Source organism: Paenibacillus sp. SAFN-117, from assembly GCF_051966115.1.
Classification (GTDB): domain Bacteria; phylum Bacillota; class Bacilli; order Paenibacillales; family NBRC-103111; genus Paenibacillus_L; species Paenibacillus_L residui.
Genome location: NZ_JBQCLK010000040.1, coordinates 20,829 through 38,787, shown reverse-complemented (window position 1 = coordinate 38,787; position 17,959 = coordinate 20,829). Strand labels below are relative to the sequence as shown.

The 17,959-nt window shown below is 46.6% G+C and carries 17 protein-coding genes; 13 read left to right on the top strand and 4 right to left on the bottom strand.

Annotation, left to right across the window (positions count from 1 at the left end; all coding sequences use genetic code 11):
- The first annotated feature begins 30 nt into the window (after positions 1–30).
- Positions 31–633 carry a nucleotidyltransferase domain-containing protein gene (locus tag ACTHRH_RS21875; RefSeq protein ID WP_440417651.1) on the top strand — a complete coding sequence of 201 codons (603 nt, stop codon included), beginning with the start codon at positions 31–33 and terminating at the stop codon, positions 631–633.
- Positions 634–713: 80 nt separating this feature from the next.
- On the opposite strand, the gene ACTHRH_RS21870 is transcribed toward ACTHRH_RS21875, so the two are convergent.
- Complete coding sequence (locus ACTHRH_RS21870) at positions 714–1,583, bottom strand: D-psicose 3-epimerase (protein ID WP_440417649.1); 870 nt, start codon at positions 1,581–1,583, stop codon at positions 714–716.
- Between the two features lie 442 nt (positions 1,584–2,025).
- Between ACTHRH_RS21870 and ACTHRH_RS21865 the strand changes: the two genes are divergently transcribed.
- From ACTHRH_RS21865 to ACTHRH_RS21810, 12 genes are all read left to right on the top strand, one after another.
- Positions 2,026–2,661, top strand: a complete 636-nt coding sequence (locus tag ACTHRH_RS21865) for a GntR family transcriptional regulator (RefSeq protein WP_440417647.1) — start codon at positions 2,026–2,028, stop codon at positions 2,659–2,661.
- A 192-nt stretch (positions 2,662–2,853) separates the two neighbouring features.
- Positions 2,854–4,374 (top strand): xylulokinase, encoded by a 1,521-nt coding sequence (xylB, locus tag ACTHRH_RS21860; RefSeq protein WP_150959911.1) that lies wholly within the window; start codon positions 2,854–2,856, stop codon positions 4,372–4,374.
- A gap of 67 nt (positions 4,375–4,441) precedes the next feature.
- A complete protein-coding gene (gene fba / locus ACTHRH_RS21855) occupies positions 4,442–5,293 on the top strand; it encodes a class II fructose-1,6-bisphosphate aldolase (protein WP_144938283.1) in 852 nt (283 codons plus the stop codon).
- Positions 5,294–5,317: 24 nt separating this feature from the next.
- On the top strand, positions 5,318–6,802 hold the full coding sequence (locus ACTHRH_RS21850; protein WP_144938286.1) for a xylulokinase: 1,485 nt from the start codon (positions 5,318–5,320) through the stop codon (positions 6,800–6,802).
- Between the two features lie 30 nt (positions 6,803–6,832).
- Complete coding sequence (locus ACTHRH_RS21845) at positions 6,833–7,882, top strand: galactitol-1-phosphate 5-dehydrogenase (RefSeq protein ID WP_144938289.1); 1,050 nt, start codon at positions 6,833–6,835, stop codon at positions 7,880–7,882.
- Between the two features lie 113 nt (positions 7,883–7,995).
- Positions 7,996–8,772: an SDR family oxidoreductase gene (locus ACTHRH_RS21840; RefSeq protein ID WP_440417644.1), complete on the top strand. Its 777-nt coding sequence runs from the start codon at positions 7,996–7,998 to the stop codon at positions 8,770–8,772.
- Between the two features lie 45 nt (positions 8,773–8,817).
- On the top strand, positions 8,818–9,447 hold the full coding sequence (locus ACTHRH_RS21835; RefSeq protein WP_144938295.1) for an HAD family hydrolase: 630 nt from the start codon (positions 8,818–8,820) through the stop codon (positions 9,445–9,447).
- Positions 9,448–9,577: 130 nt separating this feature from the next.
- Positions 9,578–10,645, top strand: a complete 1,068-nt coding sequence (locus ACTHRH_RS21830) for a substrate-binding domain-containing protein (RefSeq protein ID WP_379289583.1) — start codon at positions 9,578–9,580, stop codon at positions 10,643–10,645.
- Positions 10,646–10,806: 161 nt separating this feature from the next.
- The gene (locus ACTHRH_RS21825) at positions 10,807–12,297 is read left to right on the top strand and encodes a sugar ABC transporter ATP-binding protein (protein WP_144938301.1); all 1,491 of its coding nucleotides are present in this window, start codon (positions 10,807–10,809) and stop codon (positions 12,295–12,297) included.
- Positions 12,298–12,303: 6 nt separating this feature from the next.
- Positions 12,304–13,263, top strand: coding sequence for an ABC transporter permease (locus tag ACTHRH_RS21820; RefSeq protein ID WP_144938304.1), 960 nt, complete (start codon positions 12,304–12,306; stop codon positions 13,261–13,263).
- Between the two features lie 37 nt (positions 13,264–13,300).
- Complete coding sequence (locus tag ACTHRH_RS21815) at positions 13,301–14,332, top strand: zinc-dependent alcohol dehydrogenase (RefSeq protein ID WP_144938306.1); 1,032 nt, start codon at positions 13,301–13,303, stop codon at positions 14,330–14,332.
- A gap of 50 nt (positions 14,333–14,382) precedes the next feature.
- The gene (locus ACTHRH_RS21810) at positions 14,383–15,402 is read left to right on the top strand and encodes a zinc-dependent alcohol dehydrogenase (RefSeq protein WP_440417641.1); all 1,020 of its coding nucleotides are present in this window, start codon (positions 14,383–14,385) and stop codon (positions 15,400–15,402) included.
- 366 nt (positions 15,403–15,768) lie between these two features.
- Here the strand turns inward: ACTHRH_RS21810 and ACTHRH_RS21805 are convergent, their stop codons facing one another.
- Genes ACTHRH_RS21805 through ACTHRH_RS21795 form a run of 3 tightly spaced genes read right to left on the bottom strand, consistent with a single transcriptional unit; the run spans position 15,769 to position 17,959 of the window.
- Complete coding sequence (locus ACTHRH_RS21805) at positions 15,769–16,413, bottom strand: bifunctional 2-keto-4-hydroxyglutarate aldolase/2-keto-3-deoxy-6-phosphogluconate aldolase (RefSeq protein WP_150959907.1); 645 nt, start codon at positions 16,411–16,413, stop codon at positions 15,769–15,771.
- An 11-nt stretch (positions 16,414–16,424) separates the two neighbouring features.
- Positions 16,425–17,003: a glucose-6-phosphate isomerase gene (locus ACTHRH_RS21800; RefSeq protein ID WP_144938314.1), complete on the bottom strand. Its 579-nt coding sequence runs from the start codon at positions 17,001–17,003 to the stop codon at positions 16,425–16,427.
- 14 nt (positions 17,004–17,017) lie between these two features.
- Complete coding sequence (locus ACTHRH_RS21795; RefSeq protein ID WP_144938317.1) at positions 17,018–17,959, bottom strand: shikimate dehydrogenase family protein; 942 nt, start codon at positions 17,957–17,959, stop codon at positions 17,018–17,020.

Here is a 17,959-nt window from a genome sequence, read left to right as displayed (position 1 = left end):
ATTTAAAAGTTATGGGGAGGAGGAAGCGAATTGAGAGACGATTTCAATAATTGGATGCCTTTATCTGTAGCGGAAATCTATTCTCTCTATTCTAAAATGGGGATTCAGTGGGGCATTGCCGGAGGCTGGGCACTGGATTTGCATCTCCGCAAACAAACAAGAGAGCACAGTGATATTGATGTAGTGATCACTCGCGAGGAACATCTGACAGCATACGATTATCTGAATCAGGATTGGATGCTGTATAAGGCTGAGAAAGGCAAGCTTTCGCTGTGGGAGGACCGGGAGTTTTTATACACCACCATGGATATTTGGGTCAGCAAGAGCAGTGATACTCCGTTTGTTTTTCAAATGATGCTGGTTGATACGGAGGGGGATTCATGGGTATACGGAAGAAATAAATCGATAAAGAGACCGTTCGATGATCTATTCCTGAAATCGGACGAAGGCATCCCTTATATCAGGCCGGAGATACAGCTTCTCTATAAAGCAGGGTCATCGCAGGTACGGGATAAAGATTATCGGGATTTTCGAACGATCCTCCCCTCGCTGCTTCCGCAAGAAAAGGAGTGGCTGAAATCGTCCCTAAGCCTTCAATTTCCGGAAGGCCATGACTGGATTAAATTTCTATAGTCCAACAGGGATTTCAATCACAAGGGGACCTTCCTCACCGGAGCCGGCGGTCAGTCCCCTAGGTTACTCCCATATGGTGATTATCTCAAAAATTCCTTTTTAACAAATTCAAGTGCTTCTTTAATATCGGCATCCAGTTTCGCTTCATCGGCATTGTCCGAGAGATCTCTCCAAACCTTGATATCGGACCCGACAATTCCTCCCGGACGGACAAAAGGCTCCATGACTACACAGCCGTCATAGTTGATGTCCCGCAGGGCCTGACCCATTTCCGCCCAAGGCATATGGCCCTTGCCGGGCACTTTGCGATTGCACTCGCCAATGTGGAAATGCCCCAGATAGTCGCCTGTGTATCGGATGGCGTCGCCAATGTAATCTTCTTCAATGTTCATATGGAAGCTGTCTAACATGACTTTAACATTGTTCTTATTAACAGCCTTCACATATTCAACCGCTTCTTTCGCATCATTAAGTAAAAATTGCTCGAATCGGTTCAGAGTTTCCACTAACAAGGTGATGTCATATTGAGCGGCATAGTCCGCCAATTCCTGCATGCTCTTAATGCTTTGATCCCGAGCGGCAGGTTTATCGATAGGTTTGGAATAGTCAACCGGCCAGTAGGAATAGATCGTTCCGCCGATGGCCTTTATTCCGGCTTTATGAAGGGCATCCAAAATTTTTTTCATGAAGGCAATGCCGTTCTGGCGAACGTTCTCATCCTGGGAAGAAACATCATATTCCTTCGGAAGACCGATACCGGCCGTTAAAGTGATATTGTATTTCTCCGCCTCTGCCTTGAGAGCATATAAATCGTCGTCGGACATATTGACGATCCCCGCAGCTCCCACTTCCAGAACATCAAAGCCGAGGTCCGCCACTTTCTTGACGTATTTAAGATATTCCGTATCCCAGCTTTGCTCCCAATAAGCAAAATATGTTCCAAATTTCATTATTAATGCCTCCAATATTAATGGAATTGAGTGTATATTTAAAGTATCTTACAAATCTTGACACAGCTTGGAGGAAGGAGGGCCATAAATAATCGGGCTTCTTATTCGGCATCACGTCCCTTCGGAAACTTGCATATTGCCGACTGCTTTATGAAAGCTGCTGATGCACAATTATAGCTATATCGGGAACTTATTCATCTATCATGTAATGGTTTTCAATACGACAACTACGAAATTGAATTGATAATTTAACTATGTTACTATATAGTAACAATATAATATTGATATAGCATGATTAAATAATAAGAATTTCGAAACGACTCTGTCAAGTGAAAGAGCATTATCTTCGCTAACGAATATCCAAAACTGCTCATTGATAAAGGTAATTTAACAGGCTTGGGCTTTTACGAAAGGGCTTAAATTATTATCGGGAAACGAGGGAATGATGAGATTGAGAAATTTGCAATTGGATAAATCCGTTCCAATACCATTATATTTCCAATTGAAAGAGCTGATTCTATCAGAAATTAAAGAGGGCCGCTACAAGATTGGAAGCATGATTCCAACGGAAAATGAACTGAGCCATATTTTTCAAATCAGCCGCACCACCGTCAGGCAAGCGATAACCGAACTGGTTCAAGAGGGCTGGTTATATCGTGTAAAAAGCAAAGGCACATTTGTGGCGAAGCCGAAAATTGAACAAAGCTTCATTCAAGCTCTAGGTTCCTTTAATGATCAAATTGCTCAATTGGGCAGAACTCCCCATACGGAGCTGCTTGACTTCGAAGTGCTTGAAGCGCCTGAATATGTGGCCCATGAGCTCAATCTGCAGCCTAAGGACAAGGTCATTTATATCCACCGCCAACGGTTTGCGGATGACGAGCCCATTGTGATGGTTAAGACTTATCTGCCATATGAGAAATGCAGGTTTGTTCTGGATCATGATTTATCCAGGGAGTCACTGTACCCTGTCTTGGCGTCGCACGATGATACCCAAATCTATAAAATTCGCCGTTTAATAGAAGCCGTAGATGCTCAAGATTATGATATTAAGCATCTGAATATCAGTAGAGGCTAGGCGATCCAGCAATTTATTTCGGTTGGCTACAATATGTACGACGTGCCGATAGAGTATTCTTTGGCCAGATATCGCGGGGACAGGAACCGGTTCGAGGTAACGATATCGGCAAATCAAACCAATCAAGCGAAATAGTCAGATCACTGGATGGCTGCAGACTGAGGCTTATGAATCGAATCTGAGGTGTAATGGATGACAAAATATATATTAGCCCATGATTTAGGCACGTCGGGGAACAAGGCCACTTTATTTTCCGAAGACGGTAAAATGGTAGGAAGCCATGTCGCTTCCTATAATACCGATTATTTTAACGGTACCTGGGCGGAGCAGGATGCAGAGGACTGGTGGAATGCCGTATGTGTGACAAGCAAGAAATTAATTGGCTCATTGGGTATCCAGCCTTCCGATATTGCCGTTGTCAGTTTCAGCGGGCAGATGATGGGCTGTCTTTGTGTAGACAGGAATGGGGACCCTTTGCGCAAGGCGATTATTTGGGCGGACCAACGTGCTCAGAAACAGGTCGCACAAATTGAAAGCCGCATTTCTCAGAAGGATTTCTACCACATTGTAGGGCATCGCAATACGGCATCCTACGGGATTCAGAAACTGATGTGGATCCGGGATAATCAACCGGAAATCTACGAGCAAACCTATAAAACATTAAATGCAAAGGATTTCATTGTGGCCAGGCTGACGGGGAATTTCTATACGGATTATTCCGACGGCAATAGCAACGGATGCTTTGATTTGGTGAATTTGAAGTGGTCCGATGAAATTATCGAATATGCCGGGATAGATCCGGACAAGCTGCCGGAATTAAAGCCTTCGACCTTCGTAGCCGGAGGGGTAACCAGGAGGGCTGCGGAAGCTACCGGCTTGGCCGAAGGAACACCGGTCGTTATCGGCGGCGGGGATGGCGTAACGGCAAGCGTTGGTGCGGGTTCCATAAGCCCGGGCAAAACCTATTGTTCCATAGGAACATCGGCCTGGATTACCACCGCCTCGGAGAAACCGATTTTCGACGATGAAATGCGCACGGTTACATGGGCGCATATCGTTCCCGGATTGTATGCACCCAACGGGACCATGCAGACAGCCGGAGGGGCTTATCACTGGTTGAAAAATACAATCGGCCGGTTTGAAATGCATGAAGCGGAAGTGAATGGCAAATCCGCTTATGATTATATGAATGAGCAAATTGAAAAATCCCCTGTCGGCTCGAACGGGGTCATTTTCCTGCCGTATCTTCTCGGGGAAAGAGCTCCGAGATGGGATGCGGAGGCGAAAGGCGCTTTTATCGGCTTGAAGTCGGAAAATGAACGGGGAGACCTGATGAGGAGCGTTCTCGAGGGCGTAACGATGAATCTCTCTATTATTTTGGAAATTCTCCGCAAGCAAGTGGAGATAGATGAGATGATTGTCATTGGCGGCGGAGCCAAAGGTGCGGTCTGGCGTCAAATGATGGCGGATATTTACAACGCGAAGGTAATGGTTCCGAACGTGCTGGAGGAAGCAGGCTCTATGGGGGCGGCCGTAACAGGCGGCGTCGGGGTAGGCTTGTATAAAGATTTCAATGTTATTCATAATTTCCTTGAAATAAATCATGTGCATACTCCCAACCCGGAGGCGGTTACAGCTTATCAGCCGGTCAAGGAGCTTTTTGACGATTGCTACTATGCCTTGAAAGATGTCTTCGCCAAAATGTCAAAATAAAGAAAGATAGATAGGACAAAATATTCATCAGGATGGCAACAGCTTACAGGAGAGGAAGATAAACATTATGCCATTAGTTACCACGGAACAAATGTTTAAGGATGCCGATAAGGGAGGCTATGCGATAGCCGCCTTTAATGTGGAAAATATGGAGATGGTTCAAGCGGTTGTGGAAGCGGCGGAGGAATTAAAATCGCCTGTTATCCTGCAAACCTCTGCGAAAACCGTTCAATATGCGAACTTTGCTATATTTCACGCCCTGGTGAAGGCGGCCGCGGATGGTGCCGGCGTTCCGATTGCCCTTCATTTGGATCACGGAAACAGCTTCGAACTGGCAATGCAGGCACTGAGAGCGGGGTATACATCGATTATGATCGACGGCTCTCATGAAGCGTTCGAGGATAATATCGAGCTGTCGAGGAAAGTTGTGGAAGCCTGTGCCCCCTCAAGAATCCCTGTTGAAGCCGAGCTTGGCAAGGTGGGCGGCAAGGAAGATGATATCGACGGCGGAGATGGCGGATTGACGGAACCATCGGAAGCGAAGGAATTTGTGGCAAGAACCAAGGTCACATCCTTAGCTGTGGCCATCGGGACATCGCATGGGGTATATAAGGGAGTCCCCAAGCTGGATCTGGAACGTTTAAGCGAAATACGCGAAGCGGTAAATTTGCCCTTAGTGCTGCATGGAGGGTCCGGTTTGTCCGAACAATCGATCCAGGAATGTATTAAGAGGGGAATCCGCAAGGTTAATTATGCCACTGAGCTGAGAATTGCCTTTACGGAAGGCGTAAAACAGGCTTTATCGGAAACGCCGGATATTATCGATCCGAAAAAATTCACTGCAGCGGGTCGGGACAAAGTCAAGCAAATGGCAATGGATAAGCTGAAAATATGCGGCAGTGTCGGAAAAGTTAATTAGTGAAGGATGAAAGAGGCCATCGAGATGGAAAACCTACTACTGGGAATTGATATAGGAACCTCTGCATGCAAAATTGCTGTCTTTAATAAAAAAGGCGAGGTACTGGCTCAGTCCAATCAAGAATACAACATTTACTATCCCGATGCAGGCTGGGTTGAACAGAATCCGGAGGAATGGTGGAGGGGAGTTTGCCTGGGAATCAAGGATTGCCTGGCTAAAGGCGAAATCCAATCCTCGCAAATCATCGGAATAGGCATTGCCGGTCAAGGCTGGTCGGCCATCCCCGTAGATAAAGACGGGAATTGTTTGTCCAATACACCGATTTGGATGGATACACGCTCGAAGGAAATTGCCGCCCGCGTCGAAGATGAAATAGGCGCAGACAAGATTTTTGAAGTGTCCGGCAACGCATTCTTGCCTGCCTATACCACGTCCAAATTAATCTGGTTCAAGGAAACAATGCCTGAAATTTATAATAAAACCTATAAATTTCTGCAAAGCAACAGTTATATAGGTATGAAGCTCACCGGTGTCATGTCATCGGATAAATGTCAAAACTACGGGCTGCATTTCTATAACACGAAGACCTGTACCTATGATGAAGAGCTGGCCAACGCGATGGGGTTATCCCTGGATAAAGTGCCCGATATTTATCAATGTCACGATATTATTGGGAGAGTCACTAAAGAGGCGGCTGAACTGACTTCGCTGGCAGAGGGTACTCCGGTTGTCGCCGGTGGACTGGATGCAGCTTGTGGAACGTTGGGTGCCGGTGTGTATCTGCCCAAGCAAACCCAGATCCAAGGAGGACAGGCAGGGGGAATCAGCATTTGTGAGGATCAGCCGATCGCGCATCCCCAATTGATCTTCGGGCCCCATGTCGTTCCCGATTTATGGCTGCTTCAGGCCGGAACCGTTGGCGGCGGGGGAGTTTTACGATGGTTTAAACAACAGTTCGGAGAAGGCAAGTCGTTCGATGAGTTAACGGCTTTGGCAGAAGAAATTTCTCCGGGCTCGGACGGGGTTACCTTCCTGCCTTATATGGCCGGTGAACGCTGCCCGATATGGAACCCGGATGCCAAGGCGGTATTCTATGGGCTCGGCTTCGATAAGACCAAAGGACATATGGTGCGGGCCGCAATGGAAGGCGTCGTTTTCTCCGTTCAGCATAATTTAAAGGTAGCGGAGGAAGCCGGAGTCAATATCCACGAGTTGGATTTCAGAGCGATGGGCGGAGCCGCAAATAGCCGATTGTGGGTACAAATCTACGCGGACGTTACGGGCTGCAAAATAAGCGTGCCTGCATCGGATACCGCCACTACACTTGGGGCTGCACTGTTGGCGGGGGTAGGCGTCGGCTTATACGACAATTTCGCAGAAGCAGTCGGGGAAACTGTCAAAATAACGAGAGTTCAAGAACCCGACATGGAAAACCATAAAGTCTATCAACGTTCAATGGAAAGGTATTTGGGGCTTTATGAAGCTGTAAAGCCTACTTTCAGCAGATGATTCTGGCAAAGTAAGAGGAGTGAATTCACCATGAAAGCAGGAGTGCTGCACGCCAGAGAGGATTTGAGATATGAAGAGATTCCAACTCCCTCTCCCAAGGCAGGAGAAGTATTGATCAAAGTAAAATATACCGGAATATGCGGCTCCGACCTCCCCAGGGTAAATGGAGATGCGTCCCATTACTATCCCAATGTTTTGGGACATGAATTCTCAGGTATCGTTACTGAAATCGGAGAAGGCGTCCAAAGCTTGAAAGTGGGAGATAAGGTAGCCGGAGTTCCGCTCATTCCATGCTTCGAATGTGAAGATTGCCGGAAAGGCGACTATTCCCTTTGCAAGCATTACAGCTTTATAGGTTCGAGACAATTCGGCAGCTTTGCTGAGTATGTGGTTGTCCCGGAGAAAAACGCCGTGAAGTTCGACGATTCGATCAGCTTTGAGCATGGGGCCTTCTTCGAACCGATTACTGTCGCATTACATGGATTGAATCGCCTGGATTATAAGCCTGGGGGAACGGTAGCCATTCTAGGCGGGGGTACGATCGGTTTATTCACGATGCAATGGGCGAAGATCTTCGGAGCGAGCAAAGTCGTCGTATTCGATATTAGCGATGAACGATTGGCGCTTGCGACAAAATTCGGGGCCGATGAGTGCGTTAATACTCTGCAAGAAGGCTTTATTGAACAGGCCAAATCGTTCACCGGCGGCCGAGGATTTGATTATGTTTACGAAACGGCGGGAAATACGGCTACGATGAAAATGGCCTTCGAATTGGTGGCTAACAAAGGGGGAGTCTGCTTAATCGGAACCCCGACCAAGGAAATTTCCTTTAGCGTAGAGGAATGGGAAAATCTCAACCGGAAGGAATTCAGCCTGACGGGCTCCTGGATGTCGTACAGCTCGGAATTCCCCGGCAAAGAGTGGGAGCAGACAGCCCATTATATTAACACCGGCGAGTTTAAACTGGATGATTCATTCATTTTCAAGAAAGTTCCTTTAAGTGAAATAGCCGATGCATTCAAAATGTTCAAAACCCCCGGTCTTGTAAAAGCGAAGATCTTAATCGACAGTGAAAAGTAAATCTGATCTTTATAAGGTAGACTGGTTAAATTAGAAGAAAGACATGCCAGATAACCAAATTATTGGTTTTAATGTCGTTACAATACAATATTATGATTAAGGAGATTGGGAGTATGGATACTCTGAAAAAGTTATTTTCGCTGGAAGGCAAGGTAGTTGTTATTACCGGAGGAGCGCAGGGTATAGGGAAATCCGTTGCCGAGCATATTGCGGGAGTAGGCGCGGACATTGTCATCTTAGACCAACAGGTGGAGAAAGCGCAGGCTACGGCTGAGTCTATTGCAAGGGATTATAATTGCCGGGCGATCGCCATCGGAGTGGATGTAACAAAACCGGATGAGGTTGCCGCTGCCATTGAACAAGCAGATGCGGAGATGGGTAAACTCGATTTGTTATTCAATAATGCAGGAATTGTCATTCAGAAGCCGGTCGTTGATTTGACTCCGGATGAATGGCTGAAAGTCATTAATGTAAATCTAAACGGAGTTTTCTTCGTAGCTCAGGCATTCGGAAGATATTTGATGGCCCGCAATAAGAAGGGAGCCATCGTTAACACGGCTTCTATGTCCGGCACCATTGTTAACTACCCGCAGGCGCAGGCATCTTACAACACTTCCAAAGCGGGTGTCGTGCAATTGACGAAATCCCTTGCCGTCGAATGGGCGGAGAAAGGAATAAGAGTGAACAGCATCAGCCCGGGCTATATCTTTACAGAGCTGACCTCCTTCGTCAGACAGGATTGGCAGGATCTGTGGAAGGAGTTAACCCCGATCAAACGTATGGGCAAACCGGAAGAGCTGGCGGGAGCCGTCATTTATCTTCTTTCGGATTCAGCTTCCTTCGCAACCGGAACCGATTTGATTATCGACGGCGGTTTTACCATTGTTTAATTAAGAAGCGTAACGCTGCAGGACAAATCAGAGAGGGGGCTTCAAATGGTTGATGGTATTATATTTGATCTGGATGGGACTCTATGGGACACCACTCATATAGGGGCCAAGATTTGGTCGGAGGTTGCAGCTAAATATAAGGTTGTAGAACCGGTAACCGCCGAAAAACTTAAAGGCTTGTATGGATTGCCTACGGAAATCATTGCAAGAACACTGTTTCCATCCGCTCCGGAAGAAGTAGCTCTCGCCATTATGACGGAAAGCTGCGCAAATCAATGTCCCTATCTTGAGAAAGATGGCGGAATTCTTTTTCCAAAGCTGGTTGAAACGCTGGATGAACTTAAGAAAAGCTATCGGCTTTTTATAGTAAGTAATTGTCAGGAGGGGTATATACAAAGCTTTATAGCAGGAAACCGATTGGAAGGTTACTTTGAAGATTTTGAATATCCGGGACGAACGGGCTTATCCAAAGCAGAAAATATCCGCCTGATCATAGATCGTAATTCTCTTAAGAATGCTATCTATGTAGGCGATACGTCAGGGGACGCTTCGGCTTCCAAGGAAGCGGGGATTCCCTTTGTGTATGCAAGATACGGCTTTGGAAGTGCCGAACATTTCGATGCAGCCATCGATTCTTTGGACGAGCTGCCGAAATTATCGCTTTTGAATCCATGACGATCAAAATTTAATAAAATATTTAGGTTGAAACCGCTAACAGCTTATTGTATACTAACTATGTAATATTGTAATGTCATAACAATACTTTGTATTGAACAACACCATAAGTATTTAGGGGGAAAGATTCATGAAGAAAAAAGGTTTATTTGCACTAATCCTAACACTAGTAGTGGCCATGATGGTGGTTGGATGCAGTTCTTCCAAGGATACTTCCGGGAATGACTCCGGCGGGAAGAAAATCAAGGTTGGCTTTGCAATCAAGACTCAGGATTCTCCATACTTTGTATCGCTGGTTAAAGCGGTTCAAGAAAGCGCTAAAGCAGAAGGCTGGGACATCACTGTTCTGGATGCCAACGGAAACACTTCCAAAGAAGCTGAAAATATGGAAACCTTCATTGCTCAAGGAATGGATTTGATTTTCCTCGACAGCGTTGAGCCGGATGCGGCTGTTCCTAGCATTAACAAAGCTGCAGAAGCCGGAATCGGAGTCATTAACCTGGACAGCGGTGTTGGTGAAGGGGCTAAAGACATTACAACGGTTTATTCCGACAACAAGCAAAACGGCCGATTGGTTGGTTTAGCATATGCGAAAAAAATGGGTGATCAAGAAATCAAAGCGATCATTCTGAGCGGTGCGAAGGGGAACGTAGCCGGTGCCGAAAGAAGAACAGGTCTCTTCGCAGGAATTATTGAAGGAAAAACCGGCGTTTCGGAAGAGAAAGCTTGGGAATTGGCAGAAGCCTTCGATAGCGAATTGCTCTCCAAAGGTAAGGCAACCAATGCTGAAGCCAAGTTCACCGTTGCTGGACAAGGCTGGGGCGCTTGGACTGAGGAACAAGGTCTTACGGCTGCAGAGGATCTGATCACTGCGAACCGCGATTTGACAACGGTATTGGGTGAGAACGACCAAATGCTGTTCGGCGCGATGACAGCACTTGAGAATGCCGGTATCCAAGGTGTCGACATTGTTGCCGCAGCCGACGGAGCCAAAGCAGCGTATGATTTGATCAAAGAAGGAAAATACTTTGCCACTGGTGAGAACAGCCCATATAAAGTTGCACAACTGGGTGTGAAAATTGCGAAAGAAATCCTGGTAGATGGCAAAGATATGTGGAGCTACGATGACATTACATTAACCGAGCCGGCTGCCGTTACGAAAGAAAATGTTGACGAATACTACGAGTTTGGTTTCTAAGCCAAATTCATTGTGAAAAATTAAAAAGTCAGCTTATGAAGAATCCTCCTTTTGACGAAAGAGGAGGATTTTTTCTTCTTGGACACGGTCGCACATCGAACGAAATACTCCGATAGGACTTTTCCTCATCATAGCTGGTGATAGAAAGGGGAGACCAGAATATGCAGGATGAATACATCATTCAAATGAATAACATATCGAAACATTTTGGCGGCGTTAAAGCGCTGACGGATGTTTCCCTTAAAGTCAAGAAGGGGGAAATCCATGCCCTAATAGGGGAAAACGGTGCCGGAAAATCCACGTTGATGAAAATTCTGGCCGGTGCCTATCAGAAAGATACTGGCCAGATTTTGATCGATGGGGAAGAAGCCAAAATTGCATCGCCCAAAAGCATGATTAGTCTTGGAGTCTCCGTTATTTACCAGGAATTCATGCTGGCGCCCGATTTAACCGTGGCGGAGAACATTTTTATCGACAGACTGGCCGAGTCCGGAATGTTTATTAATTGGAAGGACCTGAAAAAGAGGGCCAAGGAGCAATTAGTGAAGCTTGGCTTCGAGGATATTGACCCGGAGGCCAAGGTAGGCAGCTTGAGTGTTGCTTATCAACAAATCGTTGAGATTGCCAAATGTTTGGCGAGAAACTCCAAGGTCTTGGTTTTTGATGAGCCGACGGCTGTGTTAACCTTCTCCGAGACCCGAAAATTACTTTCGATTATTCGTAATCTGAAAGAAAACGGTGTCAGTATCATTTATATTTCCCACCGTCTGGAAGAGTTGTTAGAAATAAGTGATCATATCACCGTACTGAAGGATGGAGGATATGTAGGCACGGTTCCTACTTCATCTATCAACAAGGAAGAATTGGTCGAAATGATGGTAGGCCGGGAGATTACCCAATTGTTCCCGGAACGGAACGCGGAAATAGGCGAAGAGATACTTAGGGTTGAAAACTTGAACGCAGGGGATATGGTGAAAGATGTAAGCTTTACGGTTAGAAGCGGTGAAGTGGTAGGATTTAGCGGATTAGTAGGATCAGGAAGAACCGAAGCAATGCGTGCTATTTTTGGAGCGGATAAGAAGAAATCAGGAAAAGTCATCTTTTTTGGAAAAGAAGTTAACTTTAAAGATCCGAAAGAAGCCATTAATAACGGATTTGGACTTCTCCCCGAGGATAGAAAAAAACAGGGCTTGTTGTTGGAGCAATCTATCAGGATAAACACAACACTAGCGTCCATGTTCAAAATACAAAAAGCCGGTATTATCAACCATAAAAAAGAGAAAGCATATGTAAAGGACTTATTGGCCAGCATTGCCACAAAGTACGGGTCGATGGAGGATAATGCCAACAGCCTAAGCGGGGGGAATCAGCAGAAGATTGCCCTGGCCAAATGGTTATCCGCGGACTGCAAATGTGTTGTTTTTGATGAGCCTACGCGAGGTGTTGACGTAGGTGCGAAGACCGAAATTTACAAGATCATAAACAAGCTTGCAGAAGAAGGTGTCGGCGTGATTGTCATCTCTTCGGAAATGGCTGAAATCATTGGCTTGTGCGACCGGGCCCTTGTGATGCGGCAAGGCTCTGTCGTTGGAGAAGTCGGTAAATCGGAACTGACGGAAAACAATCTTATCAAACTGGCAATGGGGGTATAGGACATCATGACTAGTGCTGCAAAGAGATTTAATTTAAAGCAATTTATCATAGATAATAATACGTATATTATATTAGCCATTTTAATTATTATCAGTGCATTACTTTCAGATACTTTCTTCACATCTATGAATATACGTAACATCCTTCTTCAACAGGCAGGACCCATTCTGGTTGCGGTTGGGATGCTTTTCGTCATCCTGACGGGCGGAATTGATTTGTCCGTCGGTTCGGTCATGGCCGTCGGAGCAACCGTCTCTGCTATTTTGATCAGTGATTTTGGAATGAACTATGCTCCTGCCATGGTGCTGGCTGTACTTATCGGAATGGTATTCGGAATTTTCACGGGCGCATTAGTGGCCTATGCGGGTATACAAGGCTTTGTGGCGTCATTGGCGACGATGACTATAGCAAGAGGGGTTTCCTTCGTCATAACCGAGGGCAAACCGGTTAAATTGGCGCCGGGAACGTTGGATACGATTGTTAGCAAAACTTACATGTTTCCAATAATTATCATTGCGATTGTATTGATCATTGTTTGCGCTTTGGTCCAAAAATATACGGCTTGGGGCCGGATTGTTATTGCTATCGGAAGTAACCAAACGGCAGTGCAGCTTGCCGGTATCCGAACCAAAAGATATGTCATGTCCACTTATGCCGTATCTGCTGCGTTGGCCGCATTAGCGGGCGTATTTATCGCGGCAAGATCTTCAACCGGTAGCGCGACCGTTGGAATGGGACAAGAGCTCGATGCCATTGCTGCCTGTGTTATCGGGGGAGCAAGCCTTGCAGGGGGTAAGGGCTTTGTCGTTAAAGCCGTTGCGGGCGGACTGATTCTGGGAATCATCGGAAACATTATGAATCTGATGGCCGTTCCGTCGTATCCGCAGGATATTATTAAAGGTTTCATTATTATTGCTGCCGTGTTCCTGCAAATTCTTACCAACAAATCGGAAAAAACGGTTTAATCGTTAACTAATCTTGAATTTTGAAAGGTTGGATTTGATGAAAACCTTAGTGGTGGATTCTACTGGTCAGCTGCAAGTTAAAGAAATACCGGTCCCGAAATACAACTCCAAACAAGCGCTGGTTAAAATGATAAGCTGCGGAATTTGCGGCACGGATTCTACCCTTATAAAATTCGGCTTCAAAGGATTTCCGAAGGAAAAATACCCTCTCATGCTCGGGCATGAGGGGGTAGGCCGGGTGGTTGAAGTAGGTTCTGAAGTAACGAGCTTCAAAGTTGGAGATGTTGTATTGCTGCCGTTTAATGATCCGGACGAAGAGCTTTACGGCTCATTAGGCTCGGCTTGGGGCGCCTTCAGCGAATATGGCGTAGTTAACGATAAGGCGGCCTATCCGGAGGGAGAAGTTCCCGAAGTCGCCTATGCCCAGCAGATTGTCCCCGAGGATATTGATCCGGTAGATGCGGCGATGCTTGTCACCCTGCGGGAAGTATTCAGCAACATTAAATATTTCGGAGTGGGAGAGAACGATAATATCGTAGTGTTCGGCAGTGGTCCTGTGGCGGTCACTTTCATCAAGCTGATGAGCTTGATGGGAATCAAGTCGATTATCGGAATTGCCAGAAGCGAAGCCAAGAAAAATCTTCTTCTGGAAAATGGGGCAACGATTGCATTGAACAGCAAGGAATGTGACGTTACTCAAGAGATCCGAAAGCTATATCCGGATGGCGTTAAATATGTTTTGGATGCGGTCGGGTCTACGGATATTATGAATCATGCGATGGAATTGATTGCGGATCGGGGAGAAATTCTGTGTTATGGTGTCCCGAGAAACAATCAAATGCAGCTCGATTGGAGTAAGGCTCCCTATAACTGGAAAATTAATTTTCAGCAAATGCCGTCCAAGCTTGAGGAGGCGGAAGCCTACGATCAGATTTTAGAATGGATAAGAGCAGGCAAGCTTAACCTGAAGGATTTTATTTCGGATTACTTCAAGTTTGAAAACATTGTGGAGGCTTTTGAGAAGTATAACAACCATCAGATTCCCAAGAAAGCTATCATTACTTATTAATATTGGAAGATCATAAGACGAATTCCGGAGTGGAGAGAGGAGAAACGAAAATGATCCAAGCCATTATGACCGAACCCGGTAAAATAGAGTTTAACAATGTGCCCGTTCCAGAGGTTAAACCGAACCAAATTAAAATTAAAATGAAAAGCATCGGAGTTTGCGGTTCGGATATTCATGTCAATCATGGGAAGCATCCCTATACGAGTTACCCGGTCGTTCAAGGGCATGAGGTGTCGGCTGAGGTAGTCGAAGTGGGCTCTGAAGTAACGAATGTTAAAGTCGGCGATAAGGTTACGATCCAGCCTCAGGTCGTATGCGGAGAATGTTATCCATGCACCCACGGGCTGTATAATGATTGCGAAGAACTTAAAGTGATGGGCTTTCAGACAACGGGAATGGCGAGCGAATATTTTGTAGTGGATGCCGACAAAGCACTGGCACTGCCGGCCGATATGAGCTGGGAGCATGGAGCGTTGATCGAACCGCTTGCGGTTGCTGTGCATGCTGTAAGACGCGCAGGCGATATTGCCGGGAAAAAGATTGTAGTGCTAGGCGGAGGCCCGATCGGCAATCTGGTCGCTCAGACGGCCAAAGCTATGGGAGCGGCGGATGTCCTTATCTCGGAGCTAAGCCCGTACCGCTTGGAGGTAGCGCAGAAATGCGGAATTAAAACGATCGATGCCAAGAACGAGAATATATTGGAGTCGATCATTGCGAATTTCGGCAAGGATCGGGCCGATTATATCTTCGAGTGCATCGGCATTAATGTTACGATCAATCAAGCGATCGAATATGCGCGCAAGGGCAGCACGATCGTCGTTGTCGGCGTATTTGGCGATTTGGCAACGGTCAATATGGGATATGTGCAGGACCATGAATTATCATTGCTTGGCAGCGCCATGTATAGAGAAGAAGATTTTATCAAAGCGATTGAGCTTGTCAATGAAGGCTTGATTGAGTTTGATACTCTGATTACCCATCGTGTGAAATTCAAAGACTATTCCGAAGCATACGACATTATCGATCAGCAGAAAGACAAGGCCATGAAAGTCATGATTGAAATGGAATAAACCGTCTCAAAGGGAGTGGAACGCTCCACCTTACGAAACACAGGAACGTTATTCGGCCCAAAGAAGCTCCCTACTTTTTCTAACGAAACGGGAAATCGTTATTCACGAAAATAGTAGGACATCTAGCAATAATTTGCCCAGATAACGATTCTGTGTTTCGTTATATTCGAAATGGTGTCGATTAAGCGGCAATAGTGTTTCTCAGATTCGTTAAAGTGACTGAATCCGGACAGAGAAAGAGCGAGGTAAGTTGGGGCAAACCCCACTAACCTCGCTCTTTGTTGTTGAGACAGCCATGTCAGAGCAGAAAGTGCCCGATCATTCACATGTAGCGAACGATCGGGCACGATGGAAAGTTTGCCAAGCTTAGGATGATCTGGCCTCTTTAATTTTTTCCACGAACTGACGGGCTAAGCTGGTGATCGTCTGATAATCTCCTGTCTTGGAGCTGGCCGTGAGGCTGCCTCCCGAACCGACAGCAACGGCTCCTGCTTGGATCCAGTCACTGACATTATCCAGGCTCACACCGCCTGTCGGCATAATGTTGGCTTGCGGCAGCGGACCTTTGATCGCTTTGATCATTTTCGGCCCGAAGGCTTCCCCAGGGAACAGCTTGATAATGTCCGCCCCCAACTCCATAGCTCGTACCACACCTTCGACGGTCATAGCGCCAGGCATACAGGGCACCTGGTAACGATTGCACAGTCTAAGGACTTCTTCGCTGAGATAAGGGCTTACTACGTATTCCGCCCCGGAAAGCAGCGCAATCCGCGCCGTCTCGGAGTCTAACACGGTACCCGCGCCAATAATGATTTCATTCATAAATTCTTTAGCCAGTTCTTCAATAACTTGAGTAGCGCCCGGAACGGTATAGGTAATTTCAATCGCCGCGGCGCCGCCTTTTAAACAAGCCTCGGTAATTTTTTTCGCCTCATCCGCATTTTCCGCCCGGACAACGACGACTAAGCCGGAGTCCGTAATCTTTTTAATGACTTCCCATTTTTTGCTCATCGTCGCTTCTCCTACTCTTTCCATTTCGGATTATCGATGATTTCGGGTTTTCCGTCCTTCTCTACGACAAGCTTCCGATACCCTTTAGTTTCAATCGTTCCATAGTCATGACCGGCATCGGCCCGGTAGGCATAGAACGTCACCAGAGGCTCGTTGCCAAGATTGATGCTGCGATGGGCATAGCGCGGCGGCACATAAACAGCCTGTCCCGGGGTGAAATATTGGATATCCCAATCTCCTTCCGGATTTTCCATCAGCATGGCGCCATGACCTCTTAAGCAGTAGTAAACTTCTCCGGTTTCCAGAATGGTATGGAAATGGCCTTTGGTCATGTAATATTCGTTTCCTACTTTGCCGGGGTAGAGAATGCTCGTTCCGAATAACAGATTGCCGGGTGTTTCCGGCACATCAAGCTCATAAAATTCATAAACGAGCGGGTCGTTATTTTGTACGGCGGCCTCGAAGGCAGCGTCATCCGCGTACATTCCCTTCATTTTGGACAGCGGGCGCTTGGTCGATTCCTTCGTTTGGGACAAACCTGTGATCAGATCGAAGTCAAGGGCAAATGGTTTTACTGTGTTTTCACTCATGCTGCAGTCTCTCCTTATCTCGTTTCATTGGAAATTTGTTCAATTCGGTCGAATACGGCTCCGGTAATATCGATATGGAACACTTCGGAAACGACCTGGGTCCAACCGTGGATGAAGTAAATCCAGCCGTCTTCCACGTGAAGGTCTTTTAATTCCTTCTGACGAAGGGCCTGATGCATGAAATCCAGCTCTCCGCGGTAATTCAATTCCCATACAAGGCTCTTCTCCGGGAAGCTGCCATTATCCGTTAAAGGTGACCCTGGGCGGTCTTTGCCCAACCCGGTTGCATTGATGATCAGGGAATGCGGTTTGATCTGGGCAAGCAGGGCATCGTTCTGGGTCGGCTCAGGTGTCAAATGATATTCGGCTTTAACATCGGGATTAATTTCTTTGACAATCCGCTCGATCTCGTCCAGACGGGGCTGGCTGCGGTTGGCGATGACCACTTTAGAAGGGATGTTCTCACCGTTCTTGGGATCGAGCAGGTAGGAGCAGATCGCAATGGCGCTGCCGCCGGCTCCGATGACGAACAGCTCTCCGCCATGATCCTTCCAATAGTTTGCCGGAATGAAAGCTTCCATGGCCAGACCGCTGGAAATAGGGTCTTTCGCATATCCTTCAAGCTTGCCATCCTTCTTGGAAATCGAAGAGAGTTCGCCGAACATGGTGGCATAAGGATCAAGGTAATCAAACAAATCCTTGGCCGCATGGTACAGATCGATCTTGTGGGTAGTAACAAGAGCCCCTAACGATAATTCATCATTTTTAATAAATTCCACGACATCCCGATAAACCTGGGGATCGGCATGAATGTCGATATCAATCCCTTTCAGAACCGCGTTTTCCAGTCCCAATGCTTCCGCCCACAGAGGGAACAGCTTCATGATGGAGGATTTCGTGGTGGTGACGCCGATGAAATACATGGTAGGTTGGGTTGCTTTTTCAGGTAATTTCAT